General features: G+C 67.7%; 16 protein-coding genes. 4 read left to right on the forward strand and 12 right to left on the reverse strand.

From position 1 onward, the window contains the following. Window positions 1-448: 448 nt before the first annotated feature. The 8 genes from ENSA7_RS20345 to ENSA7_RS20380 all read right to left on the reverse strand — a co-directional run bounded on the left by ENSA7_RS20345 (window position 449) and on the right by ENSA7_RS20380 (window position 8,187). Window positions 449-634: a hypothetical protein gene (locus ENSA7_RS20345; protein ID WP_106090978.1), complete on the reverse strand. Its 186-nt coding sequence runs from the start codon at window positions 632-634 to the stop codon at window positions 449-451. Window positions 635-860: 226 nt separating this feature from the next. Next, entirely contained in the window at window positions 861-2,768 is a 1,908-nt protein-coding gene (locus tag ENSA7_RS20350; RefSeq protein WP_146157919.1) for a M20/M25/M40 family metallo-hydrolase, read from the reverse strand. A 39-nt stretch (window positions 2,769-2,807) separates the two neighbouring features. After that, window positions 2,808-3,173: a tellurite resistance TerB family protein gene (locus tag ENSA7_RS20355; protein ID WP_106090980.1), complete on the reverse strand. Its 366-nt coding sequence runs from the start codon at window positions 3,171-3,173 to the stop codon at window positions 2,808-2,810. 40 nt (window positions 3,174-3,213) lie between these two features. After that, window positions 3,214-4,104 (reverse strand): TylF/MycF/NovP-related O-methyltransferase, encoded by an 891-nt coding sequence (locus ENSA7_RS20360; RefSeq protein ID WP_106090981.1) that lies wholly within the window; start codon window positions 4,102-4,104, stop codon window positions 3,214-3,216. After that, entirely contained in the window at window positions 4,101-4,874 is a 774-nt protein-coding gene (locus tag ENSA7_RS20365) for a Coq4 family protein (RefSeq protein ID WP_106090982.1), read from the reverse strand. The genes ENSA7_RS20360 and ENSA7_RS20365 overlap by 4 nt, the downstream gene beginning before the upstream one ends. A 231-nt stretch (window positions 4,875-5,105) precedes the next feature. Then, entirely contained in the window at window positions 5,106-5,933 is an 828-nt protein-coding gene (locus tag ENSA7_RS20370) for an alpha-ketoglutarate-dependent dioxygenase AlkB (RefSeq protein WP_106090983.1), read from the reverse strand. Window positions 5,934-5,962: 29 nt separating this feature from the next. Next, window positions 5,963-6,502 carry an alpha/beta family hydrolase gene (locus ENSA7_RS20375; RefSeq protein WP_106090984.1) on the reverse strand — a complete coding sequence of 180 codons (540 nt, stop codon included), beginning with the start codon at window positions 6,500-6,502 and terminating at the stop codon, window positions 5,963-5,965. After that, entirely contained in the window at window positions 6,499-8,187 is a 1,689-nt protein-coding gene (locus ENSA7_RS20380; RefSeq protein WP_106090985.1) for an FAD-binding oxidoreductase, read from the reverse strand. Before ENSA7_RS20380 ends, ENSA7_RS20375 begins: the two co-directional genes overlap by 4 nt. A 131-nt stretch (window positions 8,188-8,318) precedes the next feature. On the opposite strand from ENSA7_RS20380, the gene ENSA7_RS20385 reads away from it, so the two are divergent. Continuing rightward, window positions 8,319-8,801 (forward strand): zinc ribbon domain-containing protein, encoded by a 483-nt coding sequence (locus tag ENSA7_RS20385; protein ID WP_106090986.1) that lies wholly within the window; start codon window positions 8,319-8,321, stop codon window positions 8,799-8,801. Window positions 8,802-8,804: 3 nt separating this feature from the next. Continuing rightward, window positions 8,805-9,563, forward strand: coding sequence for a type II CAAX endopeptidase family protein (locus tag ENSA7_RS20390; protein ID WP_106090987.1), 759 nt, complete (start codon window positions 8,805-8,807; stop codon window positions 9,561-9,563). Window positions 9,564-9,566: 3 nt separating this feature from the next. On the opposite strand, the gene ENSA7_RS20395 is transcribed toward ENSA7_RS20390, so the two are convergent. Next, window positions 9,567-10,751: an AsmA family protein gene (locus ENSA7_RS20395; protein ID WP_106090988.1), complete on the reverse strand. Its 1,185-nt coding sequence runs from the start codon at window positions 10,749-10,751 to the stop codon at window positions 9,567-9,569. 326 nt (window positions 10,752-11,077) lie between these two features. On the opposite strand from ENSA7_RS20395, the gene ENSA7_RS20400 reads away from it, so the two are divergent. Then, a complete protein-coding gene (locus ENSA7_RS20400) occupies window positions 11,078-11,728 on the forward strand; it encodes a hypothetical protein (protein ID WP_106090989.1) in 651 nt (216 codons plus the stop codon). 76 nt (window positions 11,729-11,804) lie between these two features. On the opposite strand, the gene ENSA7_RS20405 is transcribed toward ENSA7_RS20400, so the two are convergent. Beyond that, on the reverse strand, window positions 11,805-13,040 hold the full coding sequence (locus tag ENSA7_RS20405) for an alpha/beta hydrolase family protein (protein ID WP_181233937.1): 1,236 nt from the start codon (window positions 13,038-13,040) through the stop codon (window positions 11,805-11,807). Between the two features lie 192 nt (window positions 13,041-13,232). On the opposite strand from ENSA7_RS20405, the gene ENSA7_RS20410 reads away from it, so the two are divergent. Further along, entirely contained in the window at window positions 13,233-14,270 is a 1,038-nt protein-coding gene (locus ENSA7_RS20410) for a hypothetical protein (protein WP_146157922.1), read from the forward strand. A 64-nt stretch (window positions 14,271-14,334) separates the two neighbouring features. Here the strand turns inward: ENSA7_RS20410 and ENSA7_RS20415 are convergent, their stop codons facing one another. After that, complete coding sequence (locus ENSA7_RS20415) at window positions 14,335-15,843, reverse strand: OmpA family protein (RefSeq protein ID WP_106090992.1); 1,509 nt, start codon at window positions 15,841-15,843, stop codon at window positions 14,335-14,337. A gap of 119 nt (window positions 15,844-15,962) precedes the next feature. Further along, window positions 15,963-17,741 (reverse strand): hypothetical protein, encoded by a 1,779-nt coding sequence (locus ENSA7_RS20420; protein WP_106090993.1) that lies wholly within the window; start codon window positions 17,739-17,741, stop codon window positions 15,963-15,965. Between the last annotated feature and the right edge of the window lie 283 nt (window positions 17,742-18,024).

Raw genomic sequence — 18,024 nt, forward strand, 5'->3', positions numbered from 1 at the left:
CCCACGAGATTGTGTAGATGCCGTTGGTATCGGTGCTGGCCGACGGGCCCTTTTGTGGCGAATCGCCAGTGAGGCTGGTGACCTCGTGAATCGTGATGGTGGCATTGACGACGGGCGCACCGTCGTCACCGGCCACCCGGCCGGAAACGGTGTAATTGGACATGATTGTGGTTCGGGCCGGTAATGTGGCTTTTGGTGAGCCGGCCGGGCGGCCGGTTCACCGAAGGGAGACGACGTTACGGAAGCCAACGCTATCAGGGTCTGTCGTTGGGTCGAGTAAAATGATCACCCTTCGCGAAGATCGAACATGAGAAATCACAACGAAGAAACCGTGACGGAATCACCGTCGACGGACACGCACGCGCGGCTTCGTACCCACGTGGCCCAAAATGGAACGCTTGCCGCCCGCGAGTCGGGGACGTGCGAGCCCTCCCCGACTCACGTGGCGCTAGCTCGAGGGCGTTCGGGCGTCTGGCCGGGTCGCGGCGATCAACTTTCGCTGCGCCCGAACGAGGTGGCGCGCTTCCGCCCGAGGTAGGTGGGCTTCCAAGATCGCGGTCACGGTCTCTTCGATCAACGCCGACCCGACAACGCGAGCGTCGTAGTCCGCCCGGGCGGCGGGATCGATCAGCACCGCGCCCTCGCACCCCTCAGTGGCCCTTCGCCCATACGCGGCAAGAGCGTAGCATGATGCTCCATGGAGATCGTCATACTGCTGTTGTCGTCAAACGGGGCGAAACTGTTGCAGGCATGTCCTCCCCGAATGCTCGGCTGGCACAGTGGGCAATGTGAATCATCTCCCGAGGCTTCGTCCTCGGACCCTGTGAACATGGCCCGTGCCCGCGCAGCCGTCATCTCGGTTAGCGAACATCCGTCCGCAGTCCTGTGGGCATCAGCGGAATCGGCTCACGCCCATCGGTGTGCATGAACCCCTCTTGATGGTGGTTGAGCGCCGCGCAGCTCTCCCCGTAGCCGCCGTGATCCGGGATCGCGGGCGCGAGCTCGATGCCGCTGGCCAACGTCATGGTCACCGAGAGCACGGTCCGTGCGATCGAGGTCATACCCGCGAAGTTGATGGTGTCGTACTCGTCGCTGGGCATGTGGTAGTCGGCGTGGGCGAGCGTGTAGAAGCTCAGACTCGGCACCCCGGCTTGGCTGAACGAGAACGAGTCGCTGCTATCGGACGCCGTGAGGCACATCGAGCTGTGACGGTCGCCCGCCTGCGCGACCAGATCGGGCCAGCTCGAGCTCGTGCCCACTCCGGTGATGATCAGGCCGAGGTCCGAGAGCCGCCCGACCATGTCGAGGTTGATCATCGAGTGGATCTCGCCCAGCCGGGCTGGCCAGTCACGAACCAGTGCCTGCGAACCGAGCAGTCCCAGCTCCTCGCCGGAGAAGTGGGCAAACACGATCGTGCGTCGCGGCTCAATGCCCGAGTCGGCGATCGCCTGCGCCACCGCCAACACCATCGCGGTGCCAGAGGCGTTGTCGTCGGCGCCATTGCAGATCGTGTCGAGCACGCCATCGTCGCCAAGCAACGGCATACACAGCCCATTGTCCGTGGTCCCCACGTGATCCCAGTGCGCGCCAAGGACCACGACCTCGTCGGCGAGATCCGTGCCGGGGATCATCGCCAGGACGTTGTCAGAGCGATGCATGAGCGGCGCGACGCTGGCGTGGACCGACGCCCGACCTGGCAGCGGCGCGCTGCGGGGGCCGTGCCACGCGTCGAGCTCGGCCTGCTCGTGACCAAGGTCGACGCCGAGCTGCGCGAACAGGTTGATCGCTGGCGCGCTGCGGAGCTGGACGACGGGGATCTGAAGGGGTGGACGTCGAGGCTCGATCCTGATGTCGGGCAGGGTGTCGGCCTCGCGCTCGACCTCGTCGACGAACGAGCTTGGACCCTTGACGAAGATCACCCCCGCGGCGCCGCGAGCCTGCAGCCGCTCAGCCTTGCGGTACTCGGTGTGTTCGTCGCTCCGCAGATCGGGCCCAACCGCGTCGAGCAGGGGGCGGGCGGGCGCGAGCACCTCGTGTACCTTCAGCGCTCGGGCCGTCGGCAGCTCGACGGTCAACATCTTCGCGCGGATCTCTGGCGGCAGCGAGGCGGGAAGACCGACCTCGACCAGCTCGACGAGCTTCGTGCGGGCACGGATCTGGGCGCGGAGCATGCCCTGCGCGTCGCCCTGCGCGGCCAGCAGCTGCGCCTGTGCGGCGAACCCCGCCGCGACTCGGTCGAGACGAGCATGGCGCAACCACGGGTCCTGCGGCTGCCCGGTCAGCACGATCGCGACCTTGCCGTCGAGGTCGACCTCGGCGAGCGCGTCGTAGCTTCGTTTGTAGCGCGCGTCGGGGTGGGACTGCGCGGCGTAGCCAACGAACACGAGCTCGCCCTCGACCTCGCCGTCGCCGCTGAACGCCAACGGCGTGTAGTCACTCGCCGCGACCTGCGTGGGCGTGGCCAGCTCGGAGACAGCGAAGCTCAGCGCATCGCAGCGCCGGGTCTGCGTGCCCGTGACCACGAAGGGCATCGCGTAGTCCGTGGCGAGCGGCGCGATCGCGTGGGCGCGGTAGTACTCGGCGAGATACTCGATCGTCCGCGCGCCGCCATCATCGAAGGTGAAGCGACCGGCGTAGTCGTCCGACGCGAGCTCGGCCACGTGCGCCCGCATCTGCGCTTCGGCTGGCACCGGAAGCTCTGGCGGGTTCGCAGGGTGACAGGCGACGGCGAAGGCCAGCAGTGAACCAGAGGCGAGGGCGCGGTGCATCGAGCCCCAAACGTACACCTTCTGGCTTTGTTGTGGGCTCTAGAGCCCCAGCGCCGCGCGGGTCTGTTCGATGAACGCCTTCTCTTCGTCGATCACTTGCCCGTCGGCCTCGGCGATACCCTCGAGATCGCTGAGCACCCGACGCAGCTGATCGTCGTCGAGGGTGCCCTCGAGCGAGGCCGTGATCTCGCGCGCCTTGCCGAGCTTGTCGCTCGCCGACTTGTAGCTGGTGACCGCGCGACGAAGCAGCTCGCCGATGTCACCGAGCTCGGACTCCGGTGCCCACTCGCGCAGCTTCGCGGCGAGCAGACGCATCTCGTCGGCGGTCAGCTGGCCGTCGGTGCTGTGCCCGAAGGTCAGGTAGAGGAAGGCGAGGGACTCGAGAACCTGCGTGTCGGCAGACATCGAGCGGGAGGGTACCGCACTTGGGAAAGGGATCCCCCGACTAACCGCCGGGCAGCCGCCAAACAGCGCTCTGTCCGACCCGCACGAGCGGGCTGTCGTCGCCGACCTGCGCGCGAAACTCGTCGGCGGCCCGCCGCTCGCCGAAGCCCTCGAGGTAGTAGTCGTCGAAGATGATCGAGCCGCCAGGCTGCAGCTTGGGGTACAGCCGCTCGAGGGTGTTCTTCGTGGCCGTGTAGAAGTCGCAGTCGATGCGCATCAGCGCGATCGACTCGACCCGCTCGAACGGAAACTCTGGAGAGATCAGGTTGCCGCGCAGGAACTCGACATCGTCGAGGCTCACCCCGAGCTCGCGGAAGTTCCCGCGGATCTCGGCGATCGAGGTCCGCACCCCCTCGGTCTCGAAGTGCGCGCGAGCGAGCTCGAGGGCGCAGACGATGATCCGATCGTCGACGGGATCGGCGTCGTCGATGACCTGCAGATCCATGGTGTCGTAGAGGTCCAGGCACAGCACCCGACGACCGCCGTCGAGGTGATCGTGGACGGACTTCATGATCATGCTGCTGCCGCCCTTCCACACGCCCACGTCGACGAAGTCCCCCGCGACGCCCGCAGTCACGACCCGCGCACACTCGCGCGCGAGGCTGTGCATGAGCTCGGGCTTTAGCATCGAGTAGACCTTGATCTTGGACAGCTGCAGGTAGTGAAGCAAAAGCACGCTCTCGAGGTAGGTGTCGAGCACCTCGGGGGCGAGCTCGCGGCCTTCGGTCGCGATCAGCTCGCGGATCTTGGCGCCAAGCAAGGCGCGATCCCGACGCTTGCGCCACAGGACCCGGCCGACGAGGCCCGGGTAGCGAAGCGGAGACCGGTAGCGGACCGGAGACAGGCGGCGAAACAGGGGCTCGACGTGGGTGGATGGATCGGGTGAGGTCATGGCGTGCTCGTACCTTCGGGGGCAGCGGAGAAGTGAAAGTGGTCGGCGTCGGGGTGGCGCCGCGCGACCGGATAGCGCGACCCGATCGGGGTGATGGCGTAGCGCTCGCGCAGCTCGTCGAGCGGGCGCTCCCACAGATCTTCGAAGCGGACGCAGTGGAGCGGGCGGCCGCGCTTGCCGGCCCGCCACGCCCGCGGCGCCCAGGCGAAGAACCTCCACCAGCTGCGGTCGACGAACAGCAGCTTGACCGCCCCGAGCACGACGACCAGCGCCGACAGCTTCTGCGGCAGCTGAGCGAACTGGAAGGCCTGGAGGCTGACCTCCTCGTGGAGCTCGACGCCGAGCCCGAGCATCACGTGGCGCATGTCGTGGCTCGAGCGGTAGCGTGCCTTGGCGTACTCCGTGTCCGCGTCCCAGCGCAGGCGCGAGGGCTGGAGCTCGATGTCCTCGAGCAGATCGTTGACGTAAAAGTGGTGCCAGACGTTGTAGCCGAAGCTCTCGATCGGCAGCCGGCTGAAGTGGTCCCAGTCCGCGTCGCGGACCGTGAGCAAGGCGCGGTCTCGCAGCAACCGCTGGCCCTCACGATCGGCCGACATCTGTGCAGCTGCGCGCGTGAAGGCGGGGCCGTCGAGGTTGTCTTGGAGTCCGGCCAGATCGTCGAAGCTGTAGTTGGGCCAGCGCAGCAGCAGCACGCGAGCGCAGTGGTAGAGCACCGCGCAGGCCCGCGCGAGCAGGTCAGGCGCGCGGTTCGAGGGGAGGAACATCGCCATCACGCCGCTCGCAGTGCAAGCGCCCGACCAACCTCGAGACTGCTGCTGAACTGGCGTAGACGGGCTCTAGCGCGGGATTGAGTGGTCGCGAGAGGTGCGCACGCGCATGACCGCGAGCTCATGCAGTCTCGGGCGGACTGCCGCAGACAGTCGCGGACAGTGGACCGTCAGTGTTGCCAACTGATCCGGTATCGCAGCATCACGCGGACGCGACGACCCCCCAGGACCAACTCACTCGCGCGCCAGCTGCTCGCCAAAGTGCGACGACCCCCGCGCGAGCTGTCGAACGTAGTCCCGCACCAACTCCCGAGACGCCGCGCTCAGCTGGTCGAAGTCCAAGATCAGCGCCGAAGGTACGGTGCGAAACGAGACGCTCACCCGGCGCACCTCGAAGCCGTCGAGCTGGCACCCGATCTCGGGCTGACGCCCGTGCCGAACCTCGGTAATGCGGTGATACAGCCGATCCTTGAAGTCGGGCCCGCTCAGGATCGAGACCGAGCGGTGACGGGTCCAGACCGCGAGCTCGGGCGCTTCGCTTTGCTCGGGGTCAATGAACTCGAGCAGCCCCGGCTGCCCGATCGACAGCATCACCACGGGTCCGGGCTCGCCGTCGCGATGCATGCGTAGCCGCGCGTAGTCGACTGGCGGGCCGTCGCCGATCTCGCGCCCGTAGTAGTTGATCAAGCAGCTGTTGGGGACGTCGTCGAGGTCCGGATCGTGGTCGCGCAAGCTCGGCCACAGGCGGTCGAGGATCGTGCGCATCACGGCGGGAAACGGCTCGGCGCGGACGCAGCGATCCTCGCGGTGGTGCGGCTCGGCGTAGTAGCCCAGGCACGCGAACTGCCACGCGCCCAGCCAGTACACGGGCCGCGTGAGTCGCCGGCTGTGGTCCCCCGGCCGGGCGTGCGCGTCGTTGTGATGACGGTGCTCCCAGAGCGGGACGAGCTGGGCGAAGTAGGCGATCAGCTGCTCGGCCTCCGCGGCGCTGATGAAGCCTGGCAGATACGAGAAGCCCGAGCGCTCGATCGGCGAGCGACCGTCGTGGGGGGCGTTGCTCATGCGCGGGCAGTCATGCCACGAACGAGGCTTCACCGCCCGCGGATGAACGTGATCGCGGCCGCGCCCGCCGCGGCGATGTGCTGATCGTGCGTGTACCCCGACCGCTCGCGCGGCACGAAGCGATGGTTGCCATCTCGCAGCCACACGACCTGCGCCGCGTCTGGCAGCGAGTAGCCGCGGACGTCGGCCTCGCTGCCGTGCGAGTCGCGGGTACCTTGAACGATCAACGTTGGCACCCGCACACGCGACAGCGCCTCGAGACCGTGGCGCGCGCTCGGCCGCCTCGGCGCGTGAAACGGATACCCAAAGCACAGCAGCGCGACCGGACTGAGCTCCGCGCACAGCCGAGCCGCGATCCGCCCACCCAGCGAGAACCCACCGAGGATCACCGGCCCGCTCACACCCGCGAGGGCAGCCTTGAAGCCTTGCTCCTGCACGGCGTCGTTCGAACACCTGGGGTCGAGATCGACGCTGCGAATTGCGATCCCGGCGGTCGCTATCGCCGCGCCGATCGCCGCCATCAAGCTGGGCACGGCCTCGATCGGGCTGGCCAGGACGACCGTCGTCATCCCTTCGCGCTCGCAGTGGGCACGAGCTTGCCCGGATTCATGATCCCGCGCGGATCCAGCTCGGCCTTGATCGCGCCGAGCAGCCGGACCCCGAGCGGGCCCTTCTCCTCGGGCAGGTAGTCGCGATGATCGGTGCCAACGCCATGATGGTGGCTGATCGTCCCGCCGTGCTCGATGATCGCCCGGGAGGCCGCGGACTTGATCGCCTGCCACTGGTGCAGCTCCTCGCCAGCGGGAGCCTGGGGAAACACGATCGTGAAGTACAAGGACGCGCCGTCGAGGTAGGCGTGGGACACATGGGCCATCATCATGGCCCGCTGACCGTCGCGCAGCGTCGCGCTGGCGGCCGTCGCGATCGCGTCGCCGACCGCCTGGTGCAGCGGCAGCAGGTTCGACCACGAGGTCGAGGTCTCGAGCGTGTCGACGGCCACGCCGCGCTCGAGCAGCGGATCACGAATGTAGGGCAGCGCGAAGCGATCGCGGTACCAGGACTGGCCTGCGCCGCGGCCCAGCGGGATCCCCCGGTTGCGGCGCACGATCGCGTTGGTCCGCGTGTGCGCGGCGTCGACAGCCCCGCGCTCCCCCTCGTGGCCGATGATCAGCACGCAGCGATCGCCCCCGTAGCCCATGGCCTCGAGCGCCCGACCGGCCACCCGGCGGGGCGTGCTGGGCGGCTTGCGGGCCTTGGAGAACTCCGAGAAGAAGTCGGTCTCGGACGGATCCGACAGCCGCAGCGTCGCAACCGGGACCTCGGCTTGCACGAGCTCGCGGGCCGCCGCGACGCCGTGGACAAAGTCGGGGAACAGGCACCCTCGGTAGTCGCGGACGTTGGGGGCTCGGTGCAGCCTGACGGTGGCCTGGGTGATGATCCCGAGCGCGCCCTCGCTGCCAGCGACCAGGTGGTTGAAGTCGGGCCCCGCGGCCGAGGCCGGGAACGCCCCGGTCGACCACTCGCCCGCGGGCGTGGCCAGCCTGGCGCCGACGAGCCAGGTCGCGGCGCCACCGTAGCGACCCGACTGCTGCCCGGCTCCGCGCGCGGCGATCCAGCCACCGAGCGTCGAGAATTCGAACGACTGCGGGTAGTGCCCGAGCGTAAACCCGCGGGCGCCCAGCGACTGCTCGAGCTGCGGGCCGTAGATCCCCGCTTCGAAGGTCGCGGTGTGGGAGGTCTCGTCGAGCGCGAGCAGCCGGTCCATGCGGGTGGTGTCGAGCGTCACGACGCCCCGCTGACGACCGGCCTCACCCGAGACCCCACCGACCACACTGGAGCCGCCGCCGTAGGGGATGACCGCCACGCGCTCGGCGTCGGCCCAGGCCAGCACGGCCTGGACCTGCTCCGCGCGGGGGTACACGACCAAGTCAGGCGCGGTCTCGACCTCGCCAGCGCGCAGCCGCAGCAGGTCCGGGTAGCTCTGGCCGCGGGCGTGGAAGGCCCGCTCGTAGCGGTCGCCGCAGACCCACACGGGCCCGACGATCGCCTCGAGCGCGGCGCGGGCGTCGTCGCCGAGCGCAGCGGTCGGCAGCTCCAGCGCGTCGAGCGAGACCGCGGGCCGCATGTCGAAGGTCGTGAGCCCCAGCTCGGACCGCAGCCACGTCCACACTGCGTCCGCGTGGTCACCAAATTCAAAGGCCCGCTCGCGCGCACCCCAGCCGTTCCAGCGTAGCGTGTGCCTATCGATCGTCATGAGGCTCGGTCCGGAGCATAGCGCCACCGACGACGACGACCCGGTCCAAACCGGACCAGCCCGCGCGCAAAAAACCGACGCCCCCTGACAGGCCGCGGCGACTCGGGGCCGCCGAGCCGGTACCATGGGGGATGCTCACCTGCTCCCAGTGTCTGCACGCCAACGCGAGAACTCTAAAGTTTTGCGAGAACTGCGGTGGCTCGCTCGCAGACGTCGCCGCGGCCGAGCGAGTCGCCGACGAGTCCGAGGCCGAGTTCATGCTGCTCGAGGTCAAGAAGGCCAAGGGCGCGATCGGGCTCGTCGCGATCTTGCAGATCGTGTTCGCGGTGATCTGGACGTTGACCGACGTGGTCGACACCACGGGCATGGTCGTGATGCTCGGGCTTGGCGGCGCGTTCGCTGGGCTGTGGGCGTGGTGCAGGTCCAACCCATTGGCCGCGTCGATCGTCGCGCTCTTGTTGTTCGCCACGATGCACCTGGCCGACGCGATCGTCGACCCGAGCACGATCAAGAACGGCATCATCCTCAAGATCTTCGTCGTCGTGGTCCTGGTCAAGGCGATCTCGGCGGGGCTCAAGCACCGCGAGTTCGTCCGCGAACGAGGGATGGCCTGAGCCATGGGCTACCGCGAGCCGCTGAGCTTTTGTGGTGAGTGCGGCACGGCGTGGACCCAGGGCGCGTCGGCCTGCGGAAGCTGCGGCAAGCCGCGGGTCCGCGCGACGCAGGTCGTGAAGACCGGCATGTCCTCGGGCGCCGGGCTGGTGTCCGCGCTCGCGCTCTACTTCGTGCTGCTGGGGACGCTGCTGGCGTCGTACCTGCTCGACACCGCTGACTTCTTCGACGTGCTCGACTCGATCCTGATCGTCGACACGATCGTGGTGCTGATCTGGGCGTTCGTCCACCGGGCGGATCTGGTCGGACCGCTGCGCACGCTCGGGGAGCTGCGCTACTGGGGCATCGCGGTCGCGGCGGTCCCGGTCACGGTGGCGATCGCCTACGCGAACCTGTGGGCGGCCGTGCACGTGGTCGGCACCACCAACGTCGACGTGCTGCAGCTGTGCATCAACGCGGGCTACTCGCTGCCGTTCTTGCTGCTGACCTGGTCGCTGCAGCCGGCGGTGATCGAGGAGCTCGCGTTTCGGGGGATCGTGTTCGAGCGATTGTCGGCGGTGGTCGAGCCGCGGGCGGCGATCATCGTGGCTGCGATCGCGTTCACCACCTTGCACATGGCGGTGCTCAGCGCGGTGTTTTTGATGTGTCTGGGGTTGTTGGCGGGGTGGCTGCGCTGGAAGTCGGGGTCGATGTACCCGTCGATCGCGCTGCATCTGCTGCACAACGCCGTGGTGGTCGTGCTGATGTGGACGGGGGTCTGGTAGTCGTCACCCTTCGGCTTCACGCAGCTTGTCACGCAGGGCCCCGGCGATGCCGTCGGAGACCCGCTCGATGACGCCGGACTCGGTGAAGCTGCGCAGCCCCTCGAGCTCGCTGCGCGAGATGCTGAGCCCGAATTCCAGGGGGAATTTCTTGCCGAGCCGGCCGAGCGCCTGGCCAGCCATCTTCAGCATCAGCTGGGTGCCCATGCTGGCTCGCTCGCCGGCCTCGAGCTCGAGGTCCTCGAGCTGAAGCTCGATCGCCAGCTCGATCTGCGGCTCGGTCGGGCCCTCGGCGTAGCGGTTGGTGATCGAGACGTCGGCGCTGCCGCTGGCGCGGACCCCTGCGGCCCGCTCGAGCGGCTCGGCGAGGGCGTCGAGCGGGAGGTCCTGCAGCTCGAGGGTGGTCTGCGGGGCGCCGTCTCGCTCGATCGCGGTGAGGGTGAACGCGTGGCCGGCGACCGAGCCGTGACCGCGGGCGCGGTAGAGCAGATCGAACACCGCGGTGTCGCTGTGCAGCGGGCCCAGGTCGAGCTCGGTGAGCTCGAAGCCGAGCTCGCGGGGCGGCTCGCTGGCCTGGTCGCGCAGGGTCATGCGCACGTCGGCGAAGTGCAGCCGCTCCACGCTGAACTCGCGGGCCAGCTCGATGCCGCGCCGGTCTCGCTCGGGCACCGGGTCGCTCGGGCGCAGGCGGTTCAGGCTGCCGACGACGCCCTCGAGCGCGATCTCTTCGACAGCAAAATCCGCGGTCAGCAACGCCAGGGTGTCGACGTCGATCACCAGCGAGTCGACCTCGAAGCCGAACTGCGCGCTGGGGTCGTCGCCGCCGCGGGTGCCCGACAGCGCGAGCTGGTGCAGCTCGATGCGACCCAGGATGAAGCTGCCGTCGGCGTGGCTGAAGCTGACATCGAGGTCCTCACGATCGTCGGCCGAGCCGAGCGCGAGGGTCACCAGCGAGTCGAAGAACACCAGATCAGCCAGGAGCAGCCCGGAGGTCAGAAAGATCAGGCTCCACAGCAAGCGGCGACGGACCGAGCGCCAGGTGTGCATGGCCGCCTCCGAGGGCGAGCGGCGGCCCTGCACGATCGCCAGGATCGACCCCCCCACGCCGACGGTCAGCTCGAGGACGATGAGCCCCCACAAGATCAGCGGAACGACCAGCAGCTCCGCGACGACGACGAACAGGGCGTCCATGACCGGTCGCAGACAATCCCACGATCACGTCCCCACGACCAGTCCAGCGGTTGGCCAGCGGTTCGCCAGCTGTTGCGCGACCGCGACACCCCGATCAGCTTCACAGCGCGAAGCCCCGCGCAGTGAACGACGTGAGCCAGCCGACAAGCGCCTGAGAGCCCCGCCAACACGGTTCTACGGGCGAATGAACGACAGCACAGCTGCGCGATAGCAGGCGCGTGAACGAGCCAACGCGTTGCGGATCGCAACAGCGAATTACTACATTTCACTCACGCACAGCCGTGCTAAGACTGTGTTCCCGGGCCTGGCTCGGACGGTTGGTAACCATGTCACGACGCACGAACTCGACCCCTCGCCTGCTCTCCTCCGCCGTCCTCGTCGTCGGCCTGTCCCTCAGCTGGTCGCTGCCCAACGTGGCCTTCGCGGCGCCGCCCGAGCTCCCCGCCGAGCAGCCCTCCACCGCGCCCGCGGCCGAGCCCGCTCCCGTCGCGGTCCAGCCGCAGCCTCAACCACAGCCGCAGCCGCAGCCCGGCTGGGAGCAACCCGCGACCCAGCCACAGCCTCAGCCCTACGCCGAGCCGCAACCCTACGGTCAGCCGCCGCCGCCGCAGTATCAGCCCATGCCGCAGCCGCAGCCGCTCCCGCCGAAGGGGCCCAACCCCAACCGTGGCCTCGGTCTGACAATCGCCGGCTTCAGCATCTTTGGCGTCACGTACTTGATCACGGCGGTCGCCGCGACCGCGATGATCGACTCGGGCTCGCCCGAGGTCGGTCGCTCGCTGTTGATCCCGGTCGCCGGCCCGTTCATCGCGGCGGGCAAGCAGTCCTACGCCACGGTCGGCTTCGGGCTCGCGTTCACTGGCATCATCCAGCTCGCGGGCGTCGGCATGGGTGTCGGCGGCGCGGTGATGCTGGGTAACTCGCGTCGCAAGGCCAGGCTCAGCGCCGACGGCGGTGGCCTGAAGCTGCAGTTCTGAGGTCTGGATCAGACCCGCGCCAATGGGCCGCCCGGCATCGCCTGGCGGCCCATTTGTGTTGGATTGGCCCCGGTCGCTATTTGACCTTCACGTCGAGCAGCGGATCGTCGGCCTCGAGCTGGGCGCGCGCGTCCTCGTCGCCGAGCAGGTGCAACGCAAAGAACGCCGCGACTCGCCCGGCCGCGAGCGATCGGACCTCGAATGGATCCGCGTAGGTGAACGGCTCGTCGTTGGTCTGGCGCTGCCCTTCTCCGCAGCCCGCCGCGAAGTAGTCGCTGAGCCCGGCGAGGTCCGAGAACCCAAAGTGCCCGGTGTCCGCGAACTCCAGCTTCCACGCGGGTGAGCTCGCGTCGCTGAAGTTCTGCCGGATCGCCGTGTTGCCGAACTCCGTGATGCTGTTGTCCTCGACTGCCACGAACATCAAGAGCGGCTCGGTGATCCCCGCCATCGTCACACCGGGCAGCAGCGGGTTCTCGATCGGCGCTGCGATCGCCACACCCGCGGTCGGACGCGGGTCGTCCTGCAGGACCATGCCGGTCGTGACGGCGCCAAAGCTGTGACCGAACACGCCGAGCCGGTCCGGGTCAGCGAGCCCCACGAACGGATCTGGGAGCCCGATCGCCGCGGGATCCAGGAGCTCGTCGATCACCCGCATCACGTCATCGCGGCGCAATTCGAGCGTGGCCGTGTCGATCGGCGGCAGCTGATCCTCGAGCTGATCGAACACGGTGCTGCCTGGGTGGTCGACCGCGGCGACCAAGAACCCGTGGCTGGCGAGGTGCTCGGCGATCGTGAACGAGGAGAAGCGCGCGCACCCGTGGCAGTGCGAGAACACCAGGGTCGGCCACGGTCCGGCCAGCTCCGCCAGCTCCGGGGACGCATCGCTGTTGGTCGTCTTGCGCACGCAGGTGTCTGGCGCCAGGTCCACCAGCTCAGCGAGGCTCGTGGCGTCAGGCTCGTCGGGTGCAAAATCGACTAACGCCTGGCCTGCGCCCGTCGCGGCCCCTGCGGCCGGATACCACAGCTCCACATGTAGGTCCCGGTCGCCGTTTGGATCGGCTAGATCGATAGCCACGTTGCCAACTCCGAACTCGCCCGGCTCCGCGTAACTGATGGGGTCTGGCTCACCGGTCTCGCTGTCCGACTCTGTTTCGTTGGTGTCCTCGCTCGTGCTCGCGTCAGTTTCGGTTTGGGTGGTTTCACCGACCTGTGTGGATTGCTCGTCGCCGCCGCTGGCACCCGAGCACCCGAGCGAGCCGAGCAAAAATCCGGCGTAGATCATCGTGGTCAACACCTGAGCGGGGTGTTCCAAGCTGATGGAGAGTCGTTCTTGCCCGCGGGTTTGGGTGACTGTCACGCCGCGATTGAAGCAGCACGCGCACAAAAAGAAAAGTAGCCATGTGCATGAATGTGGGCTGCGATGCATGTTGTCCGGATCCGCGATAGATATGCGATAGCGCCTTGAATTCGCGCCTTTGTGCATATCGCGTGATAGCGTGGATACATGGTGAATCGTTGGATGTTGGTCACTGCGCTTGGTCTCCTGGTGTCGCTCACGAGTGGCTGCCCGGAGCCAAGTGACGAGGCCGGCGACGGCTGGGGCGGCAGCGGAGAGAGCGGGGAGACCGGCGACGGCGACGGCGACGGCGACGGCGACGGCACCAGCGGCGACGACGACGGCGGCAGCGGGCTCGAGAACGACGGCAACGTGCGCCCGCCGCTCGACACTGGCGACGGCGACGGCGACGGCGACGGCGATCCTGCCGGCGATCCCGGCGGCGAGGACGACTTCACCGATGACTCGAATCGCTGCTGGGACCGCACCTGGAACGGTGACATCTTGCCCGCGCTGATCATCGACAACACGGTCGGCCGCGTCGACGACTCACTGGGCAGCTGTGGGATCGACGCCGCGCCAGACTTTCAGCTGGGGTTCATGGCCCCGTGGACTGGGAGCTTCACCTTCGACACGATCGGCAGCAGCTTCGACACCATCTTGTATGCCCACGAAGGCGAGTGCAGCTCGACCGAGCTCGCCTGCAACGACGACTTCATCGGGCTCGAGTCACGGATCACCCTGAACCTCGAGCAGGGTGAGATCGTGACCGTGACCGTCGACGGCGCAGGCGCCTTCGAGGAGGGCCCGCTGAAGTTGCTGATCACCGAGGCCCTCCCGCCCGTGTGCATCCCCGAGCTGATCCCGCCGATCCTGCCCGCGCAGCTCCTGGGTGACACCACCAACGCGCTCAACCAGCTCGCCAGCGGCTGCGGCGGCAGCGACGGCCAAGAGCGAGTCTACCAGTTCATCGCGCCGCTGCCCGGCACCTATCGGTTTGACACCGAGGGCAGCAGCTTCGACACGGTCTTGTACACGCTCGACGAGTGCGCCGGCCCGCCGCTGGCCTGCAACGACGACTTTGCCTTCGAGCAGCACTCGCAGCTCGACGTCCAGCTGCTGGCCGCCCAGTCGGTGCTGATCGTCGTCGACGGGCGCGAGGTCGACGATGTCGGGGCCTTCGTGTTGAACGTGAAGAAGCTCTAACGGGAAGAATTTAAGCGGGCGCCCGTGGCCAAGCCACGGACGCCCACGAACCCGCGAGTTGAGGTTACTTCGCGCGCTTGATGATATCGAACTCGATCCGGCGGTTGTTGCTGCGGCCGGCCTTGGTGTCGTTGGTGTCGACCGGCTTGTCAGAGCCGACCCCGTCGGTGGTGATCCGGTTCTCGTCGATGCCATGCTCGACGAGGTACTTCTTGACCGCCTCGGCCCGACGCTTGGACAGGTCCAGGTTGTGCGCCGGGTCGCCCTTGTTGTCGGTGTGTCCGCTGACCTTGATGCGGACCTCGGGGTTGTCGGTCAACACCTTCACGGCGTTGTCGAGGGTCTTGGTCGACGACTTGCGGATCGTGTCCTGATCGTTGTCGAAGGTGATGCCCTTGATCGCGCCCGTGAAGTCGCGGACTGCCTTGGGCACCTCGTCGGGACAGCCGTCCTCGTCCTTGTAGCCGTTGTCGGACTCGGGCTCGTCGGGGCAGCTGTCCTGCTCGTCCCAGATCTTGTCGCCGTCGCGGTCGGACTCCGGGCAGCCGTCTTCGTCCTGGTAGTCGTTGACGGTCTCGGCCTCGTCCGGGCAGGTGTCTTGCTCGTCCCAGAACCCGTCGCCGTCGCGGTCGGACTCGGGGCAGCCGTCCTCGTCCTGGTACTCGTTGAAGGTCTCGGCCTTGTCGGGGCAGCTGTCCTCGCTGTCGATGAACCCGTCACCGTCACGATCGCTGGGCGCCGCCGGCCGTGGCTCCGGCGTGGGCTCGTTCTTCTTGCGACCCAGCGTGACCGAGAGCCCCAGCAGGATCTCCGGGCTGTGCGAGATGAAGTAGTTCTCGACGCCGCTCTTGTAGGACACCACGTCGCGGATATCGAGGCGCAGCATCACGTAGCGGTTGAGGTACACCTTCACACCGCCGCCAAAGTGCAGCGCGGGGTCGGTGTCGTTGCCGAGCACGTCGCGCGAGCTCGAGACCCCGAGCGCGCCCGCACCCACGAGCACGAAGGGCGTGACGCTCCACAGCCCCAGCTGCCCGACGAGGTGCCCGCGGACCGTGTACAGCAACCCCGAGCCCGCGCCGTCGCGGGTGCTCGACGGCATCACGCCGCCCTCGGCCTCGACGCCGAAGAAGCGCAGCGGGTAGAAGCCGGCCCGCAACCCGAGGTCGGGCGACACGGCCTTGAGCTCGCGAAAGCCCTGATCGGGCAGGTCGACGTTGGGCGAGAACAGCTCGTGGTTGGGGGTCGGCAGCAGCACGCCGCCGTAGATGCCGAGCTCGGCCATGTTGCGCTCGGGCGCCCACCGCTTGATCCACTTTTGGTCGGCGCGGTCGCCAGACTTGGACTTGGACTTGGCTGGCTTGTCGGCGTCGGCATTAGCGTCGGCGTCGGCACTAGCGTCGGCGTCGGCGTCGGCGTCGGCGTCGGCGTCCACGCCCTCGCTGTCCGCCTCGAGGGAAGCGTCACCGCCAATGGAGATGCCACCGCCACCCTCGTTGGGTGGGGCCGCATGCGCGAGGCTGGGCAGGGTGAGCGCGCACAGAATGGAGATTCCGAAGGGTCGAAGGGTCATGATCGTCTCTGCAGAGGTCGGGAGGTCGGTGCTGGGTCGATGCTGCGCAGGCCGGCGAGGAGCTCACCAGGCCTGCGCAGATGTCGAGATGTTGACTGGGATTCAGAGGTTGGTGGGACCTACAGGCAGTTCGACTGCCATGGCCCGTTGCAGGCTTGCTCTTGCGAGAAGTCGTAGGTGCCAAACTTGCCGTTGGGATAGCTGTCGTCCATGACGACGAAGTTGGCGACCACCGAGTTGTCCGACAGGTCCGTGATCGTGATCTCGGTCTGGGTGAGATCGTAGAGGAGCTCGACGCCGTACTCGCGGTTGTCGATCCAGCCCGAGGTCGTCGTCTCGTCGGGCGTCATCAGCACGGTTTGATTGGCGGTGTCGTTGTCGCAGGCGAAGTCGTCGAGCACGTACACATCGGTCGCATCAAACTTCTTGATGGTCATGCCCGCGGAGCCCATGCACCCGAACCAGGGCTGCGGCAGCTGTTTCCACTGAAACAGGTAGAACTGACTGGCGCTCTGCCAGCCCCACACAAACCCGATCATGTCGTCATCGCTGGCCGTGTTGACGACCATCGTGCCGGTGATCCGGGACTGCTGGTGGACCGTTGGGCACACGTAGGCGCTCGGATCCGAGTTCGAGGTCGTGCACACCGTGGTCCCGCCGTTGGAGAAGCTGTGGACCGGGGGGACGTCGGGCTCGGCCAGGAACTCGATCTCCTCACACTCGGCGCCGGGGCCATCGAGGATCCACGGCTTGTCGGTGAGGTGCACGGTGATCTCGTCCGAGCCCATGTTCATCGAGCCATCGGTGACGTTGATCGTGTAGGTCGTGATCGCGTCCGGGATTGCGGTCGGGTTGGGGATCGCCGGATCATTCAGGGTCTCGACCGGCGTCCACGCGTACACGTAGTTGCCATCGCCCCCGCTCGCCATTGACATCAGCTGGGCCTCGAGGCCCTGCGTGGTGTCGACGCAGCCAGGGATCGCGTCGACGCACACGACCCGAGTGACGTCGGTGTCGTCGCAGTCGCGGCCCATCATGACGCCCGGTGGCGTGTCCGAGTCACCCCAGCCGTCGCCGTCGGCGTCGAGCATGCACGCGTCGGGATCGTCGAGCTCGGCCGCGCCGGGGAACGCGTTCGGGTCGGTGTCGAGGCAGTCGGTGTCGTCCTGCACGTAGCCGGCAGGGACCTCGCCGCCTGGGGCCACGAACACGCACACCTCGGGGTTGCCGAACATGTCCATGTCCATGTCCTGGCACCACTTGTCGCAGCTCATGATCGTCGCGTCGTCGTCGGCGCAGTCGCTGCCTGGGGTCGCGCCGCCGCCCGGGTTGGCATCACCCCAGCCGTCTTCGTCCTTGTCTTCCATGCAGGCGCTCGGATCTTCGTTCTCGGCCGCGCCTGGGAACGCGTGGTCGTTGTTGTCATCGCAGTCCGTGCCCGGGACGGCGTTGGGGTTGCTGGGCATGTCGTCGCCGTAGCCGTCGTCGTCGGCGTCGGTCATGCACGCGAGCGGATCGTCGAGCTCGGCCGCGCCGGGGAAGGTGTTGGGGTCGACGTCGTCGCAGTCGGTGGCCTGCTCTTGCGGCACGGATCCGGGCGGCGGCGTCTCACCGGCCGGGACTTCTTGGCAGCTGTCGGGATCGCCGAAGCCGTCCATGTCCTCGTCGGCGCACCAGGTCTCGTCGCCGTCACCCTCGGCGGTCTCGGTGTTGCTGGTCTGGGTGTCGGTCTCGGTTCCGGTGCCGGTCTCGGTGTTCGTGTCCGCGTTGCCGGGGTCACAGACCGCACCGGCTTTGCCGCGACCGTCATCGAGGCAGGGATCACCACACGCGGTGATGAGCGAGACCGACAGCGTCAGACCGTAGAGACCAAGGATTTGTAAGTTGCTTCGTTGCATGTTCGCTCCGCCGGGAGGTCCCGGTGCTTTGCGTAGAGTGCAACCACACTCACCAGCCGATCCAAAAAAAGCTAGCCAAAAGCGTCACACCGCGGCGATGTCGAGCGCGGGCTTCTCAGCATGTGGGAAATGGCAGGCTCACCTCGACCTCGAGTCCATGCTTTGTTGCGATTTTGGCACCAGACCTTGCTCTGGGTTCGTTCACTGGCGGTTGCACCACTGCCAGACCCAACCTGTACCGAGGGACGCTTGCTGGGGTCGCGCGGGCCACGAGCGACGGGCT

The sequence above is a fragment of the Enhygromyxa salina genome (assembly GCF_002994635.1).
Taxonomy (GTDB): domain Bacteria; phylum Myxococcota_A; class Polyangia; order Nannocystales; family Nannocystaceae; genus Plesiocystis; species Plesiocystis salina_B.

What these genes read in the sequence shown, in the direction of transcription:
- ENSA7_RS20355 (WP_106090980.1), bottom strand. Translation starts at nt 3,173, where the DNA reads ATGTCTGCCGACACGCAGGTTCTCGAGTCCCTCGCCTTCCTCTACCTG.
- ENSA7_RS20400 (WP_106090989.1), top strand. Translation starts at nt 11,078, where the DNA reads ATGTCACGACGCACGAACTCGACCCCTCGCCTGCTCTCCTCCGCCGTC.
- ENSA7_RS20410 (WP_146157922.1), top strand. Translation starts at nt 13,233, where the DNA reads ATGGTGAATCGTTGGATGTTGGTCACTGCGCTTGGTCTCCTGGTGTCG.
- ENSA7_RS20420 (WP_106090993.1), bottom strand. Translation starts at nt 17,741, where the DNA reads ATGCAACGAAGCAACTTACAAATCCTTGGTCTCTACGGTCTGACGCTG.
- ENSA7_RS20350 (WP_146157919.1), bottom strand. Translation starts at nt 2,768, where the DNA reads ATGCACCGCGCCCTCGCCTCTGGTTCACTGCTGGCCTTCGCCGTCGCC.
- ENSA7_RS20360 (WP_106090981.1), bottom strand. Translation starts at nt 4,104, where the DNA reads ATGACCTCACCCGATCCATCCACCCACGTCGAGCCCCTGTTTCGCCGC.
- ENSA7_RS20365 (WP_106090982.1), bottom strand. Translation starts at nt 4,874, where the DNA reads ATGGCGATGTTCCTCCCCTCGAACCGCGCGCCTGACCTGCTCGCGCGG.
- ENSA7_RS20395 (WP_106090988.1), bottom strand. Translation starts at nt 10,751, where the DNA reads ATGGACGCCCTGTTCGTCGTCGTCGCGGAGCTGCTGGTCGTTCCGCTG.
- ENSA7_RS20415 (WP_106090992.1), bottom strand. Translation starts at nt 15,843, where the DNA reads ATGACCCTTCGACCCTTCGGAATCTCCATTCTGTGCGCGCTCACCCTG.
- ENSA7_RS20375 (WP_106090984.1), bottom strand. Translation starts at nt 6,502, where the DNA reads ATGACGACGGTCGTCCTGGCCAGCCCGATCGAGGCCGTGCCCAGCTTG.
- ENSA7_RS20380 (WP_106090985.1), bottom strand. Translation starts at nt 8,187, where the DNA reads ATGACGATCGATAGGCACACGCTACGCTGGAACGGCTGGGGTGCGCGC.
- ENSA7_RS20390 (WP_106090987.1), top strand. Translation starts at nt 8,805, where the DNA reads ATGGGCTACCGCGAGCCGCTGAGCTTTTGTGGTGAGTGCGGCACGGCG.
- ENSA7_RS20370 (WP_106090983.1), bottom strand. Translation starts at nt 5,933, where the DNA reads ATGAGCAACGCCCCCCACGACGGTCGCTCGCCGATCGAGCGCTCGGGC.
- ENSA7_RS20385 (WP_106090986.1), top strand. Translation starts at nt 8,319, where the DNA reads ATGCTCACCTGCTCCCAGTGTCTGCACGCCAACGCGAGAACTCTAAAG.